Genomic DNA, 22,114 nt, shown 5'->3' with positions numbered 1-22,114 from the left:
GATCCCGAGGACGTAGGGCATTTTCGGGGACTCCTCCTGCGGACGTCGAGCGGTGCCTCCAGTTCGTACCAGGGACCCACCCCCGAATGGAAACCCCGGGTGTTTACTCCAGCACTCCCTAATCCCCTAATAGGTGAAGGTTCGTCACCCTTCCGCGTGAGGGGGGTGGACTCGGAGTGATCCCCGATGGCACGGGGACGGCGGCTGAATACCGTGATCATCACCGCCCGGGGTCGATGCCCCCGGCCTCGGGCGCTGAGTTCGCAGGCCGGACCATCGCCTCCCCCGCGCGGTCTTTCCGCTCTACCGCTACGCAAACCCTCCCCAAGGAGATTCGTTGTACACCTCGGACCTGACCCTGCACGACTTCGTGCTCCAGCTGCTCACTGACGAGTCCGCGCGGGCCGACTTCCTCGCCGACCCGACCGCGGCCCTGTCCGCCGCGGGTCTCGGCGACGTCACCGCGCAGGACGTGCAGGACGTCATTCCGCTGGTCGCGGACTACGCACCCATCGGCGACCTGGACTCCACCGCGGCCGACGCCATCGCGAAGCTGCAGGACGTCACCGGCGCCACGAACGACATCACCGGCGCCGCGGGCATCGAGATCTCGATCGACGAAGCCTCGCTCGTCGGTGGCGCCGAGGGTTCCGCCGAGGGCGCTGACGGTGGCCTGACCATCGACACCGGCCACGGCGTGCTCACCGCAGGCCTCTCCGCCGCCACCGACGGCGCCAACGGCGGCGTCGCGGTCGAGTCCGACACCGTCACCGCCAGCGGCGGCGTCGCCGTGGGCACCGAGGGCGGCGCGGCCAACCTCGGCCTGGACACCGCTCCGGCAGGCGTGGCCGCCTCCACCGCAGCCACCACCGAGGGCGTCTCCGGCCGCGTCCTGGCCGAGACCGACCACGGCAGCGCGCAGGGCGGCCTCGACCTGGCCACCGCGGGCGGCGCGGCGGGCTACCTGTCCACCGAGACCGACTACGCGACCACCGACTCCGCGCTCGACGCCAGCCTGTCCGGCATCGACGGCGTCACCGCCATCGAGTCCGAGTACGCCTCCGCCGCGGGCGGCGTCGAGGCCGGTCTCGGCGGCGTTGGCGCGTGGACCACCAGCGAGTCGGCTGTCGGCTCCCTCTCCGGCGGCCTGGACGCCTCCACCGACGGCGTCGAGGCCTCGCTGACCACCGACTCCGCGCTGGGCGAGCTGGGCGCGAGCACCAACCTGGGCACCGACGGCGGCGTCGGCGGCTTCGGCATCGACACCGAGCACCTCAGCCTCAGCGGCGGCTTCGGCGCGGGCACCGACGGCGTCGAGGGCGGCCTGCTCCTGGAGTCCGACCTGGCCGACCTGGAGCTGGGCGGCGGCCTGCGCGCCGACGGCGGCGAGGCCGGTCTCGGCCTGGACACCGGCCTGGCTGAGGTCGACCTCGGCGGCGGCCTGCGCGCCGACGGCGGCGAGGGCGGCATCGGCATCGAGACCGGCCTGGTCTCCGTCGAGGGCGGCATCGGCGGCGGCTTCGGCGACCTGTCCGGCGCGGTCGGCGTGGAGACCGCCGTGGGCGACCTCGCGCTGACCAACCTGGGCACCCCGGACCTGGCCGCCCCGTCGCTGCCGGAGCTGGAGGCCCCGCAGCTCGGCTCGGTGACCGACCTGGTCGACCTCGACCCGGCCGCCGTGCTGGACTCCGACCTGGTGCGCGGCGACCTGTCCGCCGGTGCCGTGGCCGACTTCGTCGCCGCGGGCGGCGACCTGGCCGCAGGCGCCGACGCCGAGGGCTCCGCGGGTCTGGGCGGCTTCCTGACCACCGTTCCGGCCGACCTGCCCGTCGACCTGCCCGCCGACCTCCCGGTCGAGCTGCCCGCCGTTCCGGCCCTGCCGGTCGACGGCCTGCCCGCCGAGCTGCCCGCCGTTCCGGCCCTGCCGGTCGACGGTCTGCCCGAGGTTCCCGCGGACCTGCCGGTCGACCTGCCGACCGGCCTGCCCGCTGACCTGCCGATCGACCTGCCCGTCGACCTGCCGGAGCTGCCGGTCGCGAACCCGCTGGAGGTCGTCGACACGGTCGCCCACACCGTCACCGACGCCGCTGGCGGCCTGGTGGACAGCACCCCGCTGGCCGGGCACGACCTGCCCGAGCTGGGCGAGCTGGCCAACGACTTCCACCTCGGCCACTGAGGCTGCCTGAGCTAGCACGGGCGGCGACGCCCCTGTGACGTTCGGTCATGCGGGACTCGACGGTCTCCGGCACCGCGCCGGGGACCGTCGAGTCGTTTTTTCGGCCCCACCGGTTTCACTCCTCCGGGGGGACACGGCACACTCGTCCGGGTGATGGCAGCGCCGCCCTGGCTGGAGATCCTGGACGACACCATCCGCGCCTGCGCGGCGCAGCACCGGGAAGACCTGGTCGACAGACTTCTCGAACGGCGTGCCCGCCTGCTCGAACCAGGGCGGCGCGTGGTGGTCGCGGGCTACCCAGGTCAAGGCAAGAGCCAGCTCGTCAACGCTCTTATCAGCGCTAACGTGTGCGCGGTAGGCGACGACCTGACCACAGCCGTCCCCGCGGTCCTCAGACACGCCGAGCGCCCTACCGCCGCCTTGGTGACCGCTGACCGCCCCGCGCTGGGTGGCGCGGTCGAGCAGGCCGCTCCCCCGATCGAGAACCCCCCGATCGAGGCATTGACCGCGCACGCCAACAAGCTCGCCCTGGTCCGCGACGACGTCGTGCGCACCGAGATCGGCCTGCCCCGCTCACTGCTCGGCTCCGGGCTCGTGCTGGTCGACACGCCCGCGTTCGGCGACCCGGCCTGCCCGCGCACGACGCGGGCGATGACCGTGCTGGCCGAGGCGGACGCCGTGCTGCTGGCCACCGACGCCACCAGCGAGCTCACCGCCCTGGAACTGGAGCTGCTCACCCAGATCATGCGGCTGTGCCCGACCGTGATCGTGGTCCTCACCAAGATCGACATGGTGCCGGGCTGGCGGGCCGTCGCCGAGGCCGACCGGCGCCGGCTCGCCGCGGCCGGGCTGGCCGCGGTGCTGGTCCCGGTGTCGTCGGTGCTGCGGCTGGCCGCCGTGCGCAAGGAAGACCGCGCGCTCAACGAGGAATCCGGGTTCGCCCAGCTCATCGGCGTCCTGCGGCGCGACGTGCTGACCGACCCGGACCGGGTGGTGGCCAGGGCGGCCGCGGCGACCAGCGGACTCGCCGTGGACCAGCTCATCACCCCGCTGCGCGAGGAGTTCGACGCGCGCAGGCCCGCGACCGACCCGCGCGCGCTGGCCGACTGGCACGCCGCAGGCCGCCGGGTCGAGCAGCTGCAGCGCGAGGGCGCCCGGTGGCAGACGCTGCTCTCCGACGACGTGGCCGACCTGATGTCCGACATCGACTACGACCTGCGCGACCGCACCCGGCGCATCCTGCGCGAGGTCGACGACTACTTCGAGGTGGCCGACCCGGTGAAGGTGTGGCCGGAGTTCGAGGTGTGGATGCGGGAGAACCTGACCAACGTCGCCAAGGTCAACTCGGACTGGCTGCTGGAGCGGTTCGAGTGGATCGCCGCCCGCATCGCCCGGCACGTCATCCCCGACGCCGACCGGCTGCCCTCGGCGCTGCTGCGCGAGGTGTCCGAGAGCCACGTCGCCGGGCTGCGCAAGCCGAGCATCGAGAAGTTCACCCCGGTGCAGAAGATGTTCGTCGGCCTGCGCGGCTCCTACAGCGGCCTGCTCATGTCCGGCCTGGCGACCACCCTGGCCGGGCTGCCGCTGATCAACCCGATCTCGCTGGGCGCGGGCGCGGCGTTCGGCGCGCGCAGCGTGTTCGAGGAACGCGGCGCCCGCCTCAAACGGCGGCAGGCGATCGCGAAGACCACCGCGCAGCGGCATGTGGACGACTTCTTCCTGTCCTACGGCAAGGAAACCAAGGACGCGACCCGCGTGATCCACCGCAAGCTGCGCGACCGGTTCAGCGAGGTCGCCCAGGAACTGCGGGAGGCCGCGACGGAGGCCGCGCGGACCATCAAACGGGACCTGGACGCCCAGGCCGCCGCCCGCACCGCCCGCGCCGCCGAAATCCGCCGCGACCTGGAGCGCCTGATGGCGCTGCGCGCCCGGATCGAGTCCATCCGCGGCCCCCGCACGGTCGCCGCGCCCCGCGGGCTGAGCGCGTGAGCCTGAGCGAGTCGGCCTGGACCCTGCTGGACCGCGCGTTGGCCGTGTACCGCGACAGCCCGCGCGCGGACGCGTTCCTGCGCGCCCACCTGGCCCGTATGGACGGCCCGCTGCGGTTGGCGATCACCGGTCCGCCGAAGTCCGGCCGGTCGACCCTGCTGGACGCGACAGTCGGCGCGGCGGTAAGCGCCCAGTCTGACCGGCTGACCGTGGACTGGCCAGGCGAGGTCGAGCTGATCGACGCCGAACCCGACATTGTGCCCGCCGACGCCGACGCGCTGCTGCACCTGCTCCCCCACCCCGGCGGAGCCGACCTGCGCGCCCTGCGCGCCGCCCAGGAGAACCCGGTCGCCCGCGCGGCCCCCGTCTCGGCCGTCGTGGTCCTCTCCCGCGCGGACGAACTGGGCGCGAGCCGCGTCGACGCCCTGGTGTCCGCCCGCCAGGTCGCCCGGCGGCACGCGCGGTCCGCGGAGCTGCGCGGGCTGTGCCAGGACGTGGTGCCGGTGGCGGGCCTGGTCGCCTTCACGGGCGCCACCCTGACCCCCGCCGAGGCGGGCGCGCTGGCCACCCTGGGCGCCGTCCCCCGCCCGGACCTGGAGTCGTCACTCCTGTCGGCCGACCGCTTCGCCGCCCCCACCTTCCCCGCCCCCATCGACGCCCCCACCCGCACAGCGCTGCTGACCCGCCTGGGCCTGTTCGGCGTCCGCCTGGGAATCACCTTGGCCCGTCGCGGTTTCCGCACCCAGGAGGCCCTGTCGACGGAGTTGGTCCGCGGCAGCGGCATCGCCGACCTCCGCGACGCCATCGGCGCCTGTTTCGTCGACCGCGCGGAAACCCTCAAGGCCCGCTCCGCCCTGATCGCCCTGGACGTCGTGCTGCGCCGGGAACCCCGCCCACCCGCGGCCCCACTGGCCGCGGACCTGGAAAGGGTCCTGTCCAGCACCCACGACCTCCGCGAACTACGCCTACTGGCCGCCCTCCGCACCGGCCGAGTAAACCTGGGCGACCCGACAGAAGAAGCCCGCTACCTCCTAGGCGGCCACGGCACGACTCCCAAGGCCCGCCTGTCCATGACCCCCGACCCCTATGAAGCCGTGCTGCGCTGGCAAGCCCTAGCCGAAGACCCCCGCCTAGACGACCGAGAACGCCAAGCGGCGGCAGTGGTGGCCCGAAGCTGCGAAGAACTCATGCTCACCACCGGAAAGCGGTAGGAGCCCGCACCCGAAAACCGCTGCCAGGTGAGTTCCGGTCAAGCGGTCACCGTCAAGCTGCGCAGGGTCCTGCACGCCCTCGACTGCCTGCGCAAGAGCCGGACAAACATCGAGTTCCTGGTGCAGGTGGCCAAACCACCCCGTCAGGCAACGACGACTGATTCACCAGTCCCGACACCCACAGGCCCGGCCCCAGGGCAGGGCTGGCGTCAAAGTCGGGTTTGGGCAGGCCGGGATGGCTGCTCGGACCTGACTGCGATGGCCTCGGCGGTGGGCGGCTGTGGTGGTTTTCGCCGTTTCGGTGATGCGTTGCCGGGTGGGGGAGGCCGGAACCGGGCGTGATCGAATGGCGGGGAGATTCACCGACCTGGTGACCATGGGTCACCTCAGACCAGGTGTTCGGGCCACGGGGGAAGCTCACCGCGTTGGGCGGCGGTGAGGAAACCGCGTGAGCCTTGGCGCATCTGGGCGATCTGGTCGCCGAGGCCTGAGCCGATGGCGCCGCCTGCGGTGGTGTCGTCCATGTCCGCACTCCCGGTTCCCGTGTTGACACTCTCCGGAATCTCCCGGTAGCGGGGGGTGCTGAGGGCTGTCAGGAGAACGGACAGGTTGCGTTGTGGGGCGTGTGGTCACGGCTGTTGTGGGGGCGCGCTGTGTCTCCTGGGCGGCGGCACCTGGGGCGGCGCGCGGGCGGCGAGTGGCGGATAGTTGACGTCCTGCCGCAGGTCAGGGCGGGTTTCGGTCGTGTTTCAGGGATTGGCGCGAGAGTTTTTCCTGCGATGCATTCCGGCGGGGCTTTCCAGCTCGGCACTCGCCTTTCTGTTGCGGGGCGGAAAAGGGTGGGATCGCGACTGTCCCCGGTGGCGCTCCCGACCCAACGGCCCTGGTAGGCGACACGCGGACAGCGGGATCGCGAGACTTTTCAGTCACGTCCAGGATAGAGTAATGGTCAGTCAGTATTTGTCTTTCATATCGGACGCGGTGACTCTTTCATTATGGATGCAGGACCGGCGTCGGGGAGAAATGGGGTGAAGGGTGTCTCAAGAGGACGCGACAGGGTCGACGGTGGCACGCCGCCAACTGGGCCGCTACCTGCGGGATCTGCGTGGTAGGGCGCGGTTCTCGGTGCGGGCGGCGTCGCAGGAGTTCGAGTGGTCTGAGACCAAGATGTGGCGGATAGAGTCAGGACTGACGTCCATGCGTAGCCACGAGGTCAAGATGATGTGCCAGTTCTACGGCGCCCCGGTGGAGACCACCACTGCCCTCATGGCGTTGGCCAAGGAGACCAAGGCGAACGGTTGGTGGATGCGCTACAGCGACGTCATCCCCGAGACTTCGACCTCTACATCGGTCTCGAAGAAGCGGCGGGAGAGCTTGACGGCTACTGGACAGATGTGGTGCCAGGGCTGTTCCAGACAGAGCGGTACGCCCGCTTCCTGATCGAGAGCAAAAGCGATGTTTCCCCAGAGCAGGTCGAGCGCAGACTGAAGATTCGCATGGCCAGGCAAGCGCTGGTGTCTCGGATCGCGCACCCACTCTGGGTGAAGATGGTGCTCAATGAGGATGTCCTGCATTGCCCGATCGGGGGAACCGACGTGATGGTCGAGCAGCTTCGGCATCTCGTCGTGGTGAGTCAGCGGAACAATGTGACCCTGCGAGTGATGCCGTTCTCGGCCGGGTTTCACCCGGGTATCTTGTCTGGCCCGTTTGTCAAGCTGGGGTTCCCGATCACGGCGAACGGCTCCCCTTCCGAGCCGGCCACGGTCTACGTGGAGGGTTTCACCGGGGCGCTATTTCTGGAGCAGCCGCAGGAGATCGAGCAGTACAGTGAGGCGTTCGCGGGCATCTGGGAAGCCTCGATGAGCGAGGTGGAGTCTGTGAACTACATCGCCAAACTGGCAAGGGAGATGCAGTAATGAGCAGTGACAGGCTGGCCGATGCCCGCTGGTTCAAGAGCAGCCGGAGCAAGGCCGAGCGTGAGTGCGTCGAGGTGGCGTTCGTGGGCGACGGCGAGGTGGCGACTCGGGACAGCAAGGTGGGCGGCACCGAGCAGGTGCTGCTCTTCGGCACCCGCCAGTGGGACGCCTTCGTGCGCAACCTGAACGCCTGACAACACCAGACTTCACCACAAAGCAGCCCGCCCGCACCCGGTGCGCGCGGGCTGCTTGACGAACCCGCCCGTGATCACCATCGTGGAAGCCGCCCTTCACACAAAGGAGACGCCCCGATGAGCAACGACAGGCTGGCCGACGCCCAGTGGTTCAAGAGCAGCCGGAGCAACGCCGAACGCGAGTGCGTCGAGGTCGCGTTCCTGGGTGATGGCGAGATCGCGACCCGGGACAGCAAGGTGGGCGGCACCGAGCAGGTGCTGCTCTTCGGCACCCGCCAGTGGGACGCCTTCGTGCGCAACCTGAACGCCTGACCTCGCCGCAGCCAGCCCGCCCGGGGGCTACGCGGGAACCCGGTAGGTCGGAAGAGGGTCCGTGAGCCACACCGGATCGAGGACAGGCCGGTCTGCCGTTCCATCGCCGCGAGGCTCCCGGGGGAAACCTCAGAGCAAGGAGCAGGAAACCCGAGCACCTGCCAGCCGCACTCGACCTGCCAGGTGCTCGATGGGGTGGAGTGGTTTCTTTGGGGGAGAAGGAAGATCCCTAAACCTTGCCGTGGTCGTGGGGCCGAAGGCTCTCCACCCGTCTTTCCCCGCGACGGGATCTTCCTTCATAGGGGCCCCGAAGAAACCACTCCACCCCATCGAGCCAACCCCCACAGCCAGCCACCCACGAATGGTCACCAACACGCACACGCACTACGGTCAACCCCGTCCTCAAGCGATAGGGAGCCGCCCATGGCAGACCCACTGGTCGCCATCGCGGGCGCCAGCGGCTACGTGGGCAGTCGCCTAGCACGAGCCTTCGCCGCCGACAGCAGGCCAGTGGTCGCGATAGGACGGCAAATCGACGCATTGCCCACCGGGGACCACATCCGAGCCGAGTCGGTCGACGTCAGCGCCACAGCCGCGCTCGCCAAGGTCCTCCGCGGCGTGACAACGGCCTACTACCTCGTGCACGCCATGGCGGCAGGCGCGGGCTTCGCCGACCGGGATCGCCAGTTGGCTCAGTCGTTCGCCCACGCGGCGGCGGCAGCAGGCGTGCGGCGGATCGTCTACCTCGGCGGCCTGGGCCGGGACGATCTTTCGCCGCATCTGCGCAGCAGGCAGGAAGTGGGCAGGTTGCTCGGCTCAGCCGGGGTGCCGGTCGTAGAGCTACGGGCCGCCGTGGTCATCGGGTCGGGGAGCATCTCGTTCGAGATGGTGCGGTATCTGACCGAGCGGCTGCCGGTGATGGTGTGTCCGCGCTGGGTGGGCAGCCGCGTGCAGCCGATCGCGGAGGCCGATCTGCTCGCGTGCCTGCGGGCGGCCGAGGACGAGTCGGCGCCTGCCGGGGTGCACGAGATCGGCGGCCCCGATGTGCTGACCTACCAGGACCTGATGCTGGCCTACGCCACCGTGCGCGGGCTGCCGCGCCGCCGGATCGTGCGGGTTCCGTTGCTGACACCGGGGTTGTCTTCGCGGTGGGTGGACCTGGTGACCCCGGTCGACCGGGCGGTGAGCCGCTCGTTGATCGACAGCCTCACCACCGACGTCGTGGTCACCGAGCCGACCACCGCGTTCACCGCCCCCACCCCGGTCGCCGAAGCCATCCGATCGGCACTGGACACCCAACGCGACCAGATCCCCCAGCAGGTCTTCCACTCCCACAACGGCGTCCGAGACGGCGTCTTCACCCTGACCACCGAAGTCCCGATGACCCCGTCCGACGCCGAAGGCGCCCGACTGGACCTACGCGAGTGCGGCGGCAGCCTGCGCTGGTACGGCTGGGCATGGGCATGGTGGCTGCGGATCATCCTGGGCAAACTGTTCGGCGAAAACCTGACCTTGCGACGTCCCGCGAAGGTCGAGCGCGGCGCCACCGTGGACTGGTGGACAGTCGCCGACCTCAGCGACCGCCACATAGTCCTGCTAACCGAAAAATGGTTCTGCGGCGAGGCCTGGCTGGCTTACCGAGTCACCGGAGAGAAACTGGAACAGGTAGGCGCCCTACGCCCCCGAGGCCTCCTAGGCTGGACCTACTGGCGCGCTGTCTACCCAATCCACCTCATCGTCTTCCGCGTGATGGCCCGCAAACAAGCCCACCGCGCCCACGCCCTGTCCCACGCCAAGAAGCCACGGCGCACACCTCGGAAGCCCACCTCGGGACGGTGAGCCGCAGATGACGAGCAGGGGCCAGGGGTCGACCCATCAGCCGCTGAGCCAAGAGCACGGGTTCCGGCTGGCTGCTCGTGGTGGCACTGTGTGCCGCACCAAGCTACACTGAATCACAGGTGCTAATCTTGATTCAACTTGCGTGGGGGGCGGTTCTCGTGGCGACTGGCATCGGTGCGTTGATAGAGCGTGCCCGTGTTGCCGCAGGCCTTAGCCAGCGCGCACTCGCGGACGCGACCGGCATCTCGCAGCCCACCCTGTCCCGAATCATCTCGGGGGACAGGCAGGCGAAGATGCCGGAGGTGGTGGCGATCGCGTGGGCGACTGGGCACACAGTCGCCCAACTGACCGGAACTGGGACTGTGGCCGACCGGGCGCAGTACGCGGCGCGAGCGACCAACGACTCCGACATGGATCACATGCGGGAAGCGCTGCTGCACTTCATGGAACTGAACGACTACCTGGACGACCAAGCCATCCCCACCACGATCTGACGTGAGCAGACGACCTTGAACGCCGAGACCGAGGGCCATTCCGCCGCCGCGCGGTTCCGCGACGAGCACCGTTTGGGCGTGCAGCCACTGGGTGACCTCGTGGCGATCATCGAACAGGCCACCGGGATCGATGTGGCCATCCTTGACGCAGGCCCGGATCAGCACGGCCTGACAATGCGCGACCCGGCGCGCGGCGCCGTGTTCATCGGCGTCGCGCGAACGTGGAACCCGATGCGGCAACGCAGCACGCTCGCCCACGAACTTGGTCACGTCCTGTTCGGAGACTGGACCGACGGTAATGCGGGTAGCTGGAGTGACCGAACTTCCGCGGAGATACGAGCCGACGCCTTCGCTCGGCACCTGCTGGTGCCGGTCGAAGGTTTGCGTGATTTTCTCGGAAACCGAGAACTGGTGACCCAATCCACTCTCTCCGAGGTGGTTCAGCGGTTCCTGATATCACCGCAAATCGCGGCCATTGCGCTGTATCAGGCCAATTACATCGATGACGGGACCAAGCGTGAGTGGATGGCGCTGACCACGCCGCGATTGGCGGCCCGGTTCGGATGGAGTGATCATTACCGCGCCTTGCGGGCCGACTCGGACCAGCGAAGGGCACCGCAACGGTTGCTCGCCCGCGCGATCAGAGGTTACGAAGAAGGCGTGCTGTCCGCGCAGGCGATCGCCACTCTCCGTGGCATCACACTGGATGCCGCTGAGGCGGACTTGCGCGAGGCGGGCGTCACGCCCGTCCAGCGAGCGATTCCGTGGGCCGACCCCACCGGGTTGCCTGAGGTACACGTGGACCTGGCGGCCTTGGATGCCGTTCTCAACGCGCCGCACGATGACGACCATCACCCAGCGGAGGGAGACACGGCGGGATGAGTCACCCGCCGATCATCGACGCAGGTCCCGGTCTGAATTTCTTCTCCATCAACAAGGAACGCCTCCTCATCGGGGTCCTCGGACAACTCAGCGCCCCAGAGACCGTGCAGAATGAGGTTTTTCGGAAGTCCGGGCAGGACGAACGGTTCCGTGCCGCCGCCGTGGTCTGGCGCAAGTTGACACCGAACTGGCTCCGGGTGCTCTCCGATGACCACACACCCGAACTCGCCGCGGTGGTCCACCGAATCACCGGGCTGCCCATGGAACAGCGGCTGAGGCGCCCGGAAGACCTGGGCGAGACGATGGTCATCGCACACGCGGTCGTCGCAGCGGAAGCAGGCGAAACCGTGACCGTTCTCATTGATGACGGACCAGGGGCACGAACTGCCACCGCGGAAATCAGCCGACTCCAACGGCTCCATTCCAGTGGCCGCATCATTGGGTCGATCATACTGGTGAACACGCTGACTGTCCTGGCGCGTGCGGCAGGCGGGCAGCACATCCCCGACAAGAGCGCGATGCGGACCATCTACACCCGGCTACGCAAACTCGATGACGGCCTACCACCCATCGAGAAGACCCCTCTACTGGGCCCCGCTCACTGGCCCTGAGATTGTCGCAGCCAGGCGAGCAGGTCCACGGGTGGGGACCGGACACCGCCGAGCGGATTCATTCGACAAGCTCAAAGTGCCGAATAGCAGCGGGCACGGAAGCCGCACACGTCAACGGCGTGTCACTGCGCTGAAAGACAGCCCGCACCCGCACCACCCCGCCGCCTGCCAACGAGACATCCCACAGCTCATGCCCCACCCGAAGCACCGACACCGGCGGAAACGACTGAATCCCAGCCTCCCCCGTCCGCTCCCGCACGAACTGCTGAGCGGCCTGAACCGGCGCGGAGAACGTCGACCGCCCCCGCAGATGCGGCACGTCAAGCAGGCCTGCTTCATGCCGCTCAGCGATCATCGGCCCGCGCGCCGCGGGCACTTGCCCGTAATAGAGCCCGTGCGGCAGCACCAAGAGATTCGCCGCGAACCGGTCGCCACCGATGTGAGAGCACTCCCAGGTCTGCGCGGGTCGCGCGGTGGCGAGGCTGGCGGCCAGGGGACGGCCGCGGATGGCGCAGCAGGTGTCGTGTTTGCCGTGGGTGCAGACCAGATAGACCGGGTCGGGTGACGGATTGCCGCGTGGGGCGGCCAAGCCGAGGTCGAGCAGTTCGGCTGGCTCATCGAACGGGGTCCACCAGATTCGCTCGCTGCCGGGGGTCGAGTCCGCGAACGCCCACTGTCTGCGGCCCGGCGGGGTGCGGCCGGGTCTGCGGATCAGCAGGACACGGGCGTTGACCGCCGCCGCCTGCTCCGCCACCGCCGCCACCACGGGCGCGGGCAGCGCCGAGTCGCGCCACGGGTGGGCGCCCCACGGGCCCGGTTGCTCGATCAGCAGCCAGTGGCGCACGGGGGGCGCGCTGGCCGCGGGCTGGTCGCCGCGGCGGATGCACCCGTCGGCGCAGCGTTCGCGGGTCAAGTCCTCTTCCGCATGGGCACGAGGATGCCCTCTTGCAGGAGTCTGCGCACGAGGACTGTCTGGTCCGCCACATCCAGCCCCGGCAACTCGCCGACCGCCCACGGTTCGCCGGTGAGCAGGGCCGCCAGCGCGGGACGGGTCGACTCCGGCAGTGACAGCCGGTCCCCGGGGACCTCCAACAGCACCCGCCCGTCTTCACCGCACATGCGGTGGCGCAAGCCTTCGCGCAACCGCACCAGCGTTCCCTCACTCACCGACTGCGCGGCGGCGACCTGGGCGAGCGGTGCGAGCGGCTGCGGCCGGGCGCCCGACCACACCCGCTCGCGGACGACGCGGGCCACCTCGTCCGGGGTGGTCTCGCGCAGGGTGCGGGCCAGTGCCTCGACCGTCTCGGCCAGGTGCGGTGCCACCTCGTCCGGGTTCGCGGCGTCGATGCCCAGCGGCAGCGCGGCCCGCAGGTCCGGGTCCCGCCCCGCGAGCCGCAGCAGCGCCTCGACCAGGGCGTGCCGGGTCAGCACATGGACGCCCACGGTGATGTGCGCGGACACCCCGGCGAGCGACTTGGCCGAGTGCAGATAGCCGCGCGGAAGATAGAGGGCGTCGCCCGGGGCCAGCACCGCGTCGATCAGCGGGGGCTGCGCGGCGCGCGCGGCGACCGCGTCCGCGCGCTGGTCCCACGGCTGGTCCCGCAGCGGGTCGGGGTGCACCGGCTCATGGATCAGCCACCGCTTGCGCCCGGCCACCTGCAAGACGAACACGTCGTGCACGTCGTAGTGCGCGGCGAACCCCTGCGCCGACGCGGGCGTCACGTAGGCGTTGACCTGCACCGGGTGCCCCAGATCGCTCCCGAGCCGCCCGGCGAACGAGATCAGCGGCGGCCACAGCCGGTGCAGCCCCTGCAACACGACCGTGGCCCCTTGGTCGAACAGCCGCGCCACCCGGTCGTCGGCCACCTGGTCGGCGATCTCGGCGCCCACCCCGCCGCCCCGGGTGAACTGGCTGGACGACAGCACCGAGCCGTCGCGGGCCAGCCGCAGGAACGGGGTGCGCAAGCCCCGGCGGGACAGGAGTTCGTCGACGTCGTCGAGGGTAAGCAGGTCGTCGAACGCCCGCGGCAGATCGGCGGCGCGGGTGAGCAGCGGCGCGCGGCCCCAGTGCTCGGCGGCGAAGGTCTCCGGCGCGACGCCCGCACAGCGCCGCAGCGCCGGACGATCCACCGCGAACCGGCCGCCCGCCGCTCTCCCCGCGCTCGTGTCATCGCGGTAGGCGACCGCACCCGTCGAACTCGCGGCACCCACCGGGTCTTGACTGTTCGCGGGGGCGGCGGAACCTGCCGTGGCGCTCACCGCGGGTGGAGCGGCTGCCTCACCTGGGGCCCGCACTGCCATCGGCGCCCCCGTCCGCACCGCCGTCGGAACCCGCGCCGCCGTCGGCCGGGCCGTGTTCCCGGCTCGCGCCGCCATCAGCCGGGCCGTGCTTGAGGCCGCCTGCGCCGCTGTCCGCAGGCCCGTGGCCACCGGTCGCGCCGCTGTCCGCCCCGCCGTCAGCGCCACCGTCGCCACCGGCACCACCGTCAGCGCCACCATCCGCACCGCCGTCGCCACCCGCGGCCCCGTCCGCACCACCGTCGCCACCGGCACCACCGTCAGCGCCACCATCCGCGCCACCGTCGCCACCGGCACCACCGTCAGCACCGCCATCCGCGCCACCGTCGCCACCCGCGCCGCCATCGGCTCCGCCATCCGCGCCGCCGTCGTGGCCGCCGGGCACACCGCCCGCACCGCCGTCGGCAGGCCCGTGCTCGCCGATGTGGCCGCTGCGGATGTCGTCGTCTTCCAGGGACATGGCCCCTCCTCCTGCTGGTGTCCGGTGCGGAGCGGGCTCGCTCCCCGGCCCCTGGTACCCCCATTGGGGTAACCTCATGCGCCCGAATGACGCAGCCACCCCGCTGGGTGAGAACTTCCACCCGATCAAGGCGGGCGTTTGATTGTGTCGGCAACGGGGTAGCCCCCGGTGGGTGACGCACGGGCAGGAGGTCGCATGGGGACGGGCACGCTGCTCGACGACCGTTACCGGCTGGGCGAGCTGATCGGCGCGGGCGGCATGGCCGACGTGCACAGCGCGGTCGACACCCGGCTGGGGCGCGAGGTCGCGGTCAAGTTGTTTCACCCGAAGGCGTCGAGCGCGACCGTGACCCGCCTGGAGACCGAGGCCCGGCTGCTCGCCGGGCTTTCCCATCCGGGGCTGGTGCGCGTGTTCGACGTGGCCGTGGACAACGAGCGGCCCTATCTGGTGATGGAACTCGTGCGGGGCACCACGCTGCGCGGCCTGCTCGACGAGCGCCAGCTCGACACCGACATGGTGGCGCGGCTGGGAATGCGGCTCGCGGGCATTCTCGACCACGTGCATTCGCACGGCATCGTGCACCGCGACGTGAAGCCGTCCAACATCCTGATCGACCAGGACGGCGCCTGCTACCTGGCCGACTTCGGCATCGCGCGGGCGCTGGGCGGCGCGCGGATCACCGCCACGGGCCGGTGCGTCGGCACCGCCGCTTACCTCGCGCCCGAGCAGATCCAGGGCGAGACCACCGGGCCGCCGGGCGACATCTACTCCCTCGGGCTGGTGCTGCTGGAGTGCCTGACCGGCGGCCCCGAGTTCGACGGGTCGGATGTGGAGGCGGCCCTGGCGCGGCTGACCCGGTCTCCCGAGATCCCCGGCTGGCTGCCGCCGGTGTGGGTGGAGACGCTGGCCGCGATGACCGCGCGCGGGCCGGAAGACCGGCCGGACGCCGCGGAGTGCGGGCAGCGGCTCGCCGCCGCGGCCCTGTTCGGCCCGGTCGAGCGGCCGAGCCTGCTGCCGTGGCGGCGCACACGGACGTTGACCGGGCCGACGACGACCACACCCGCGCGGCGGGCAGGCCGTCGTCCCGGTCTGGTGCACGCGGGTGTCGCCGCAGCGGCGCTCGTCGCGGGCGGGCTCGCCGCGCTGCTCGCGACCGGCCCGCCCAGCGCCCACCCGCCCTCGGTGGGGCCGCCGCCGGTGTCCGACGCCGCGACGAGCGCCGCGCCCCGGCTGCCCGCGCCGCCAGCGGTCACGGCCGCGACCCAGGTCATCGAGGTGCCCGCCGCGCGGACCGTGGTGGTCACGGTGACCCAGCCCGAGTCCCGGCCGAAGCCCGACGGCAAGCCGAAAGAGGGCAAACCGGGACGAAACGGCAAGGGCGGCAACGACCGTGGCGACGGCGACGACGGCTGAACCCGCGCGTGTGCCGGGTGACACGGCGCCGCGTCCAGCGCCCAAGTGGCGCCTCCCAATATGGTGACGAATGACAGCCTCGCGGCCGTACCCCGCGGCCGGGCGTGCGACCGAGGAGAACGTGTGCGGCCCTGGCCCGGAACCCCTTACCCGCTCGGCGCCACCTACGACGGCGCGGGCACGAACTTCGCGCTGTTCTCCGAGGTGGCGTCGAGCGTCGAGCTATGCCTGTTCGCCCCGGACGGCTCCGAGCACCGGGTGAAGCTGCCCGAGGTCGACGGCTTCGTCTGGCACGGCTACCTGCCCGGGGTGCTGCCGGGGCAGCATTACGGCTATCGGGTGACGGGTCCCCACGATCCGGAGAACGGCCAGCGGTGCAACCCGAACAAGCTGCTGCTCGACCCGTACGCCAAGGCGGTCGAGGGCGAGATCCGCTGGGAGCAGCCGGTCTTCGGGTACCCGTTTGGCGACCCGCACCAGCGCGACGACTCCGATTCCGCCGACCACACGCCGAAAGCGGTGGTGGTCAACCCGTTCTTCGACTGGGCGAACGACCGGCCGCCGAAGATCCCGTACAACGAGAGCGTCATCTATGAGGCGCACGTGCGCGGCCTGACGATGCTGCACCCGGCCGTGCCGAAGGAGTTGCGCGGCACGTACGCGGGCCTGGCGCACCCGGCGGTGATCGAGCACCTGACCAAGCTCGGCGTGACGGCGATCGAGCTCATGCCGGTGCACCAGTTCCTGCACGACCACGGGTTGCAGGACCGGGGGCTGCGCAACTACTGGGGCTACAACACGATCGCGTTCTTCGCCCCGCACGCGGAGTACGCGGCGCAGACGGCCCAAGGCGCGCAGGTGGCCGAGTTCAAGGCGATGGTGCGCACGATGCACGAGGCGAACATCGAGGTCATCCTCGACGTCGTCTACAACCACACCGCCGAGGGCAACCACCTGGGGCCGACGCTGTCCATGCGCGGCATCGACAACGAGGCGTACTACCGGCTGGTCGAGGACGACCAGCGGTACTACATGGACTACACGGGCACCGGCAACTCGATGAACGTGCGCAACCCGCACACCTTGCAGCTCATCATGGACTCGCTGCGGTACTGGGTGACCGAGATGCGGGTGGACGGGTTCCGCTTCGACCTCGCCGCGACGCTGGCCCGCGAGTTCTACGACGTGGACCGGCTGTCGGCGTTCTTCGACATCGTGCAGCAGGACCCGGTGATCAGCCAGGTGAAGCTGATCGCCGAGCCGTGGGACGTCGGGCCGGGTGGCTACCAGGTCGGTAACTTCCCGCCACTGTGGACGGAGTGGAACGGCAAGTTCCGGGACACGGTAAGGGATTTCTGGCGCGGCGAGCCCGCGACGCTCGGGGAGTTCGCCTCGCGCATCACCGGGTCCTCCGACCTGTACCAGGAGGACGGGCGCAAGCCGTTCGCCTCGATCAACTTCGTCACCGCGCACGACGGCTTCACCCTCAACGACCTGGTTTCCTACAACGAGAAGCACAACGAGGCCAACGGCGAGGGCAACCGCGACGGGGCCGACGACAACCGCTCGTGGAACTGCGGCGTCGAGGGGCCGACCGACGACGATGAGATCCTGGCCCTGCGGGCCCGCCAGCGCCGCAACATGATCGCGACGCTGATGCTGTCGCAGGGCGTGCCGATGCTGCTGCACGGCGACGAGATGGGCCGCACCCAAGACGGCAACAACAACGGCTACTGCCAGGACAACGAGCTGTCCTGGGTGGACTGGTCGCTGGCCAAGGAGAACGCCGACCTGGTGGAGTTCACCACGGCGGTCACCGCGTTGCGCGCGCGGCACCCGGTGTTCCGGCGCAGGCGCTTCTTCCAGGGCAGGCCGATCCGCAGCGGCGACGAGTTGCGCGACATCGCCTGGTTCACCCCGTCCGGGCAGGAGATGTCCGATGAGGACTGGGGCTCCGGGTTCGGCCGGTGCGTGGTGACGTTCCTCAACGGCGAGGGCATCCCCGACCTCGACCAGCGCGGCGAGCGCGTCACCGACGACTCGTTCCTGCTGTGCTTCAACGCCCACCACGAGGACATCGACGTGACTGTGCCCGACGGGAACTACGGCGCGAAGTGGGAAGTGGTGCTCGACACCGCGACCGGCGAAGTGGCGCCGGTGGAGCGGGAAACCTACTCGGGCAAGAGCACCATGGTGCTGCCGTCGCGGTCGCTGATCGTGTTGCGGCGCATCGGGACTGAGGACTGATGCGCGCGCCGAGGTCCACCTACCGGGTGCAGATGCGGCCCGGCTTCGGGTTCGCCGACGCCGCCGAGATCGCGGACTACCTGGCCGAACTGGGCGTGGGCGCGCTCTACACCTCGCCGATCCTGACCCCGACGCCCGGGTCGACGCACGGCTACGACGTGGTCGACCCGACGCGGGCCAATCCGGAACTGGGCGGCGAGGAAGGCAGGCGCGCGCTGGTGGCGCGGCTGCGGTCGGCGGGCCTGGATCTGGTCGTGGACATCGTGCCGAACCACATGGCGGTGGAGGTCCCGGCGGCGAACCCGTGGTGGTGGGACGTGCTCACCCACGGCCAGGAGTCGCGGTACGCGGGGTACTTCGACATCGAGTCGTTCCCGGTGCTGGTCCCGGTGCTAGAGTCCGATGAGGACACAGAGGACACAGAGGACACAGAGGACACAGAGGACACTGACAAGCTGACCGTCGACGGCGACCGGTTGCGCTACTACGAGCACGAGTTCCCGATCGCGCCCGGCACCGGCTCCGGCTCGGCGGCCGAGGTCCACGAGCGCCAGCACTACCGGCTGGTTGACTGGCGGCGGGCGAGCGCTGAGCTGAACTACCGGCGGTTCTTCGACATCACGACCTTGGCGGGGGTGCGGGTCGAGGACCGGGAGGTGTTCGACGCCACCCACGGCGAGGTGCTGCGCTGGGTCGCCGACGGCGACGTGGTCGGCCTGCGGGTGGACCACCCGGACGGGCTCGCCGACCCGGGCGGCTACGCGCGGCGGCTGGCGGCTCGGGCCGGGTGCTGGGTCGTGGTGGAGAAGATCCTGGAGCGCGGCGAGGCGCTGCCCGGGTCGTGGCCGGTGGCGGGCACGACGGGCTACGACGCGCTGCGCGAGGTGTGCGGGGTGTTCATCGACCCCGCCGCCGAGGCGCCGTTCACCAAGCTGGCCGAATCCCTCGGCGTGCCGACCGATTACGACGCGGTGCGCGCGGAGTGCAGGCGGCTCATCACGGACACCTCCCTGGCGTCGGAGGTCCGCAGGATCGCCGCACTGGTGTCCAGTGTGGACACTGAGCGGGCGCGGCGGGTCGTGGCCGAGCTGATGGCCGCTTTCCCCGTCTACCGGTCGTATCTGCCCGAGGGCGAGCACCACTGGCTGGCGGCCGTGGCGCAGGTCCGGGAGCGCTGCCCGGAGCTCGCGGACGCGGTCGACGCGCTCGACACCCAGGTGCGCGCGGCCCCGGCGGGCGAACTGGCTACCCGGATCCAGCAGACGTCGGGCATGGTCGTGGCCAAGGGCACCGAGGACACCACCTTCTACCGCTACACCCGGTTCGTGGCGCTCAACGAGGTCGGAAGCTGCCCCGATCAGTTCGGCGTCAGCCTGGACGAGTTCCACGCCGCGCAGGCCGCCCGCGAGGCGAGCCACCCGCAGGCGATGACCACACTGTCCACTCACGACACCAAGCGGTCGGAGGACGTGCGGGCCCGGCTCGCGGTGCTGGCCGAGCTGCCCGACGAGTTCGCCGACGCCGTGCGGCGCTGGAGCGCGCGCCGGGGGCTGCCGGAGCCGACGCTGAACCTGCTGGCGTGGCAGAGCCTGCTCGGCGCGTGGCCGATCAGCGCCGACCGGCTGGCCGCCTACCTGGACAAGGCCGCCAAGGAGGCGAAGGTCCGCACGTCGTGGACCGAGCACGACGATGAGTTCGAGGCGGCCGTGCGCGCCTGGCCCGGCGAGGTCCTCGGCGATCCGGTGCTGCTGCCCGAGATCCGGGCGTTCGCCGAGAAGATCACCCCCTACGGCTGGTCGAACTCACTGGGGCAGAAGCTGCTACAGCTCGCCGGTCCCGGCGTTCCGGACGTGTACCAGGGCAGCGAGCTGTGGGATCTGTCCCTTGTCGACCCGGACAACCGCAGGCCGGTGGACTTCGCCGCCCGGCGGGCGCTGTTGCAGCGGCCGCGGCCACCGGTTGACGAGACCGGCGCGGCGAAGCTGCACGTGGTGCGCACCGTGCTGCGGCTGCGGCGCGACCGGCCCGACCTGTTCACCGGATACCGTCCCGTTGAGGCGATCGGGGCCGCGGCCGAGCACGTCGTCGCCTTCGAGCGCAACGGCCTGATCGCCGTCGCGACCCGGTTCCCGGTCCGGTTCACCGGCTGGGGCGACACCCGGCTCGACCTCGACGGCAAGTGGATCGACAAGCTCACCGGCCGCCAGACCGAGGGCGGCCTCGCCGAAGTGCTCACCGACTATCCCGTCGCGCTGCTGCTGCGGGGAACTCGCCCGCGAGGTGGCCGATGAACCCCGACTCCGCCGACACTCCCGTCGACCACTCCGACGACGAGCACTTCTGCGTCTGGGCGCCCGGCCGGGCCCGGGTCCAGTTGGCCCTGGGAAACAACCACCACGAGATGACCCGCGACGACCGCGGCTGGTGGCATGTCCACGTTCCCGGCACCGGCGCGGGCACCGACTACGCCTTCCTGTTGGACGACGACGAAACGCCGTTGCCCGACCCGCGTTCCCCTTGGCAGCCCGAAGGCGTGCACGGGCCGTCGCGGCGCTTCGAGCACCGCGCGTTCGAGTGGACCGACGCGGCGTGGTCCGGTCGGGCACTGCCCGGAAGCGTGCTCTACGAACTGCACATCGGCACCTTCACCGAGGAAGGCACGTTCAACGGCGCCATCGAGAAGTTGGACCACCTGGTCGAACTGGGCGTGGACATGGTGGAACTGTTGCCGGTCAACGCTTTCGACGGCACCGCGGGCTGGGGCTACGACGGCGTGCTGTGGGGCGCGGTGCACCAGCCCTACGGCGGGCCGACGGCGTTCAAGCAGTTCGTCGACGCCTGCCACGCGCGCGGCATCGGCGTGATCCTCGACGTGGTCTACAACCACCTCGGCCCGTCCGGGGCGTACCTGGACCGGTTCGGGCCGTACTTCGCGGGCAAGAACATCTGGGGCCCCACGCTCAACCTCGACGGCCCCGGCTCGGACGAGGTCCGCCGGTACGTGCTGGACAACGCCCTGGCCTGGTTCCGGGATTACCATGTGGACGGTCTGCGCCTGGACGCCGTGCACGCCCTGGTGGACACCCGGGCGACGAACCTGTTGGAGGAACTGGCGACCGAGGTCGACGCGCTGGCCACCGCGCTGCGCAGGCCGCTGACGCTGATCGCCGAGTCCGACCTCAACGACCCCCGGCACGTCACCCCGCGCGCGGCGGGCGGCTACGGCCTGGACGCGCAGTGGTGCGACGACGTGCACCACGTCCTGCACGTGGCCCTCACCGGCGAGACTTCGGGATACTACGCGGATTTCGCCGCCCCCGGCGCGCTGGAGAAGACCCTGCGCTCGGCGTTCTTCCACGCGGGCACCTGGTCGTCGTTCCGCGAACGCACCCACGGCAGGCCGGTCGACACGCGCACGACCCCTGGCCACCGGTTCCTGGCGTACCTGCAGAACCACGACCAGATCGGCAATCGCGCCGCCGGAGACCGGCTGACCGCGACGATCCCGGTGGCGCGGGCGCTGTGCGGCGCGGCGCTGGTGCTGTGCTCCCCTTACACGCCAATGCTTTTCATGGGCGAGGAGTGGGCGGCCACCACCCCGTGGCAGTTCTTCGCCTCGTTCCCCGACCCGGAACTCGCCGAGTCGGTGCGCACCGGCCGCCGCCGCGAGTTCGGCGCGCACGGCTGGGGCGAGACCGAGGTCCCCGACCCGATGGACCCGGCGACGGTCCTCAACTCCACGCTGAACTGGGGCGAGCTCGCCGATCCCGCGCACCGGGCCACCTTCGACACCTACCGCGCCCTGATCGCGTTGCGGCGCGCGCACCCCGAGCTGAGCGACCCGCGCCTGAACCACTTCCACGTGGACCACACCGACGGATGCGTGCTGCTGCACCGGGGCGCGATCCGGGTGGCCGCGAACCTGGGCGAGCGCCTCGCCGACGTCCCGATGTCCGTCCACACGACATTGCTCACCGCCGACGGCGTCCAGATCGAGCCGGAAAGGCTGTGCTTGCCCCCCAACGCTTTCGCGATCGTCACCACCCGCTGACCGGGTGCGCGCGGAGCACAC

18 protein-coding genes and 1 pseudogene are annotated in these 22,114 nt (G+C 70.7%); 16 read left to right on the top strand and 3 right to left on the bottom strand.

Annotated elements, in window-relative coordinates; translation table 11 throughout:
• The first annotated feature begins 337 nt into the window (after positions 1–337).
• The 3 genes from BLS56_RS24565 (at position 338) to BLS56_RS24555 (ending at position 5,376) form a co-directional block, all read left to right on the top strand.
• Positions 338–2,176 (top strand): IniB N-terminal domain-containing protein, encoded by a 1,839-nt coding sequence (locus BLS56_RS24565; protein ID WP_091455383.1) that lies wholly within the window; start codon positions 338–340, stop codon positions 2,174–2,176.
• Positions 2,177–2,329: 153 nt separating this feature from the next.
• Complete coding sequence (locus tag BLS56_RS24560; protein WP_091455380.1) at positions 2,330–4,165, top strand: dynamin family protein; 1,836 nt, start codon at positions 2,330–2,332, stop codon at positions 4,163–4,165.
• Positions 4,162–5,376, top strand: a complete 1,215-nt coding sequence (locus BLS56_RS24555; RefSeq protein WP_091455378.1) for a hypothetical protein — start codon at positions 4,162–4,164, stop codon at positions 5,374–5,376. Before BLS56_RS24560 ends, BLS56_RS24555 begins: the two co-directional genes overlap by 4 nt.
• Positions 5,377–5,762: 386 nt before the next feature.
• Here BLS56_RS24555 and BLS56_RS31760 read toward each other — a convergent pair whose 3' ends face one another.
• Positions 5,763–5,900 carry a hypothetical protein gene (locus BLS56_RS31760; protein ID WP_175483028.1) on the bottom strand — a complete coding sequence of 46 codons (138 nt, stop codon included), beginning with the start codon at positions 5,898–5,900 and terminating at the stop codon, positions 5,763–5,765.
• Between the two features lie 511 nt (positions 5,901–6,411).
• Here BLS56_RS31760 and BLS56_RS33120 point away from each other — a divergent pair.
• From BLS56_RS33120 to BLS56_RS24520, 8 genes and pseudogenes are all read left to right on the top strand, one after another.
• Positions 6,412–6,627 (top strand): annotated as a pseudogene (locus BLS56_RS33120) (helix-turn-helix domain-containing protein); the annotation flags it as partial.
• A gap of 50 nt (positions 6,628–6,677) precedes the next feature.
• Positions 6,678–7,292, top strand: a complete 615-nt coding sequence (locus tag BLS56_RS24550) for a DUF5753 domain-containing protein (protein ID WP_228771890.1) — start codon at positions 6,678–6,680, stop codon at positions 7,290–7,292.
• Entirely contained in the window at positions 7,292–7,486 is a 195-nt protein-coding gene (locus BLS56_RS24545) for a DUF397 domain-containing protein (protein ID WP_091455375.1), read from the top strand. The genes BLS56_RS24550 and BLS56_RS24545 overlap by 1 nt, the downstream gene beginning before the upstream one ends.
• Before the next feature lie 117 nt (positions 7,487–7,603).
• A complete protein-coding gene (locus BLS56_RS24540; RefSeq protein WP_091455373.1) occupies positions 7,604–7,798 on the top strand; it encodes a DUF397 domain-containing protein in 195 nt (64 codons plus the stop codon).
• Positions 7,799–8,221: 423 nt separating this feature from the next.
• Positions 8,222–9,637: a DUF2867 domain-containing protein gene (locus BLS56_RS24535; protein WP_091455371.1), complete on the top strand. Its 1,416-nt coding sequence runs from the start codon at positions 8,222–8,224 to the stop codon at positions 9,635–9,637.
• Between the two features lie 77 nt (positions 9,638–9,714).
• The gene (locus BLS56_RS32830) at positions 9,715–10,131 is read left to right on the top strand and encodes a helix-turn-helix domain-containing protein (protein WP_324187537.1); all 417 of its coding nucleotides are present in this window, start codon (positions 9,715–9,717) and stop codon (positions 10,129–10,131) included.
• 15 nt (positions 10,132–10,146) lie between these two features.
• The gene (locus BLS56_RS24525; RefSeq protein WP_091455370.1) at positions 10,147–11,013 is read left to right on the top strand and encodes an ImmA/IrrE family metallo-endopeptidase; all 867 of its coding nucleotides are present in this window, start codon (positions 10,147–10,149) and stop codon (positions 11,011–11,013) included.
• On the top strand, positions 11,010–11,624 hold the full coding sequence (locus BLS56_RS24520) for a PIN domain-containing protein (RefSeq protein WP_091455368.1): 615 nt from the start codon (positions 11,010–11,012) through the stop codon (positions 11,622–11,624). Before BLS56_RS24525 ends, BLS56_RS24520 begins: the two co-directional genes overlap by 4 nt.
• 58 nt (positions 11,625–11,682) lie before the next feature.
• Here the strand turns inward: BLS56_RS24520 and BLS56_RS24515 are convergent, their stop codons facing one another.
• Together BLS56_RS24515 and BLS56_RS24510 are read right to left on the bottom strand one after the other, a co-directional pair.
• A complete protein-coding gene (locus BLS56_RS24515) occupies positions 11,683–12,537 on the bottom strand; it encodes a sucrase ferredoxin (protein ID WP_139190969.1) in 855 nt (284 codons plus the stop codon).
• On the bottom strand, positions 12,534–13,835 hold the full coding sequence (locus BLS56_RS24510) for a cupin domain-containing protein (protein WP_228771889.1): 1,302 nt from the start codon (positions 13,833–13,835) through the stop codon (positions 12,534–12,536). The genes BLS56_RS24515 and BLS56_RS24510 overlap by 4 nt, the downstream gene beginning before the upstream one ends.
• A 37-nt stretch (positions 13,836–13,872) precedes the next feature.
• Here BLS56_RS24510 and BLS56_RS32825 point away from each other — a divergent pair, with 37 nt between their 5' ends.
• The 5 genes from BLS56_RS32825 to treZ all read left to right on the top strand — a co-directional run bounded on the left by BLS56_RS32825 (position 13,873) and on the right by treZ (position 22,093).
• On the top strand, positions 13,873–14,454 hold the full coding sequence (locus BLS56_RS32825; RefSeq protein WP_175483017.1) for a hypothetical protein: 582 nt from the start codon (positions 13,873–13,875) through the stop codon (positions 14,452–14,454).
• Between the two features lie 123 nt (positions 14,455–14,577).
• Positions 14,578–15,795 carry a serine/threonine-protein kinase gene (locus tag BLS56_RS24500; RefSeq protein ID WP_091455362.1) on the top strand — a complete coding sequence of 406 codons (1,218 nt, stop codon included), beginning with the start codon at positions 14,578–14,580 and terminating at the stop codon, positions 15,793–15,795.
• A gap of 123 nt (positions 15,796–15,918) precedes the next feature.
• A complete protein-coding gene (glgX, locus tag BLS56_RS24495) occupies positions 15,919–18,042 on the top strand; it encodes a glycogen debranching protein GlgX (RefSeq protein ID WP_091455360.1) in 2,124 nt (707 codons plus the stop codon).
• The gene (gene treY / locus BLS56_RS24490; protein ID WP_091455358.1) at positions 18,042–20,333 is read left to right on the top strand and encodes a malto-oligosyltrehalose synthase; all 2,292 of its coding nucleotides are present in this window, start codon (positions 18,042–18,044) and stop codon (positions 20,331–20,333) included. Before glgX ends, treY begins: the two co-directional genes overlap by 1 nt.
• Entirely contained in the window at positions 20,330–22,093 is a 1,764-nt protein-coding gene (gene treZ, locus BLS56_RS24485; RefSeq protein WP_091455357.1) for a malto-oligosyltrehalose trehalohydrolase, read from the top strand. Before treY ends, treZ begins: the two co-directional genes overlap by 4 nt.
• Positions 22,094–22,114: the final 21 nt, after the last annotated feature.

The organism is Actinokineospora iranica (assembly GCF_900101685.1).
In the GTDB taxonomy this organism is placed as follows: domain Bacteria; phylum Actinomycetota; class Actinomycetes; order Mycobacteriales; family Pseudonocardiaceae; genus Actinokineospora; species Actinokineospora iranica.
The sequence above is the reverse complement of the archived record's forward strand: the minus strand, read 5'-3'. Positions and strand labels throughout refer to the sequence as shown.

What these genes read in the sequence shown, in the direction of transcription:
- BLS56_RS24560 (WP_091455380.1), top strand. Translation starts at nt 2,330, where the DNA reads ATGGCAGCGCCGCCCTGGCTGGAGATCCTGGACGACACCATCCGCGCC.
- BLS56_RS31760 (WP_175483028.1), bottom strand. Translation starts at nt 5,900, where the DNA reads ATGGACGACACCACCGCAGGCGGCGCCATCGGCTCAGGCCTCGGCGAC.
- BLS56_RS24545 (WP_091455375.1), top strand. Translation starts at nt 7,292, where the DNA reads ATGAGCAGTGACAGGCTGGCCGATGCCCGCTGGTTCAAGAGCAGCCGG.
- BLS56_RS24540 (WP_091455373.1), top strand. Translation starts at nt 7,604, where the DNA reads ATGAGCAACGACAGGCTGGCCGACGCCCAGTGGTTCAAGAGCAGCCGG.
- BLS56_RS24535 (WP_091455371.1), top strand. Translation starts at nt 8,222, where the DNA reads ATGGCAGACCCACTGGTCGCCATCGCGGGCGCCAGCGGCTACGTGGGC.
- BLS56_RS24520 (WP_091455368.1), top strand. Translation starts at nt 11,010, where the DNA reads ATGAGTCACCCGCCGATCATCGACGCAGGTCCCGGTCTGAATTTCTTC.
- BLS56_RS24500 (WP_091455362.1), top strand. Translation starts at nt 14,578, where the DNA reads ATGGGGACGGGCACGCTGCTCGACGACCGTTACCGGCTGGGCGAGCTG.
- treY (WP_091455358.1), top strand. Translation starts at nt 18,042, where the DNA reads ATGCGCGCGCCGAGGTCCACCTACCGGGTGCAGATGCGGCCCGGCTTC.
- treZ (WP_091455357.1), top strand. Translation starts at nt 20,330, where the DNA reads ATGAACCCCGACTCCGCCGACACTCCCGTCGACCACTCCGACGACGAG.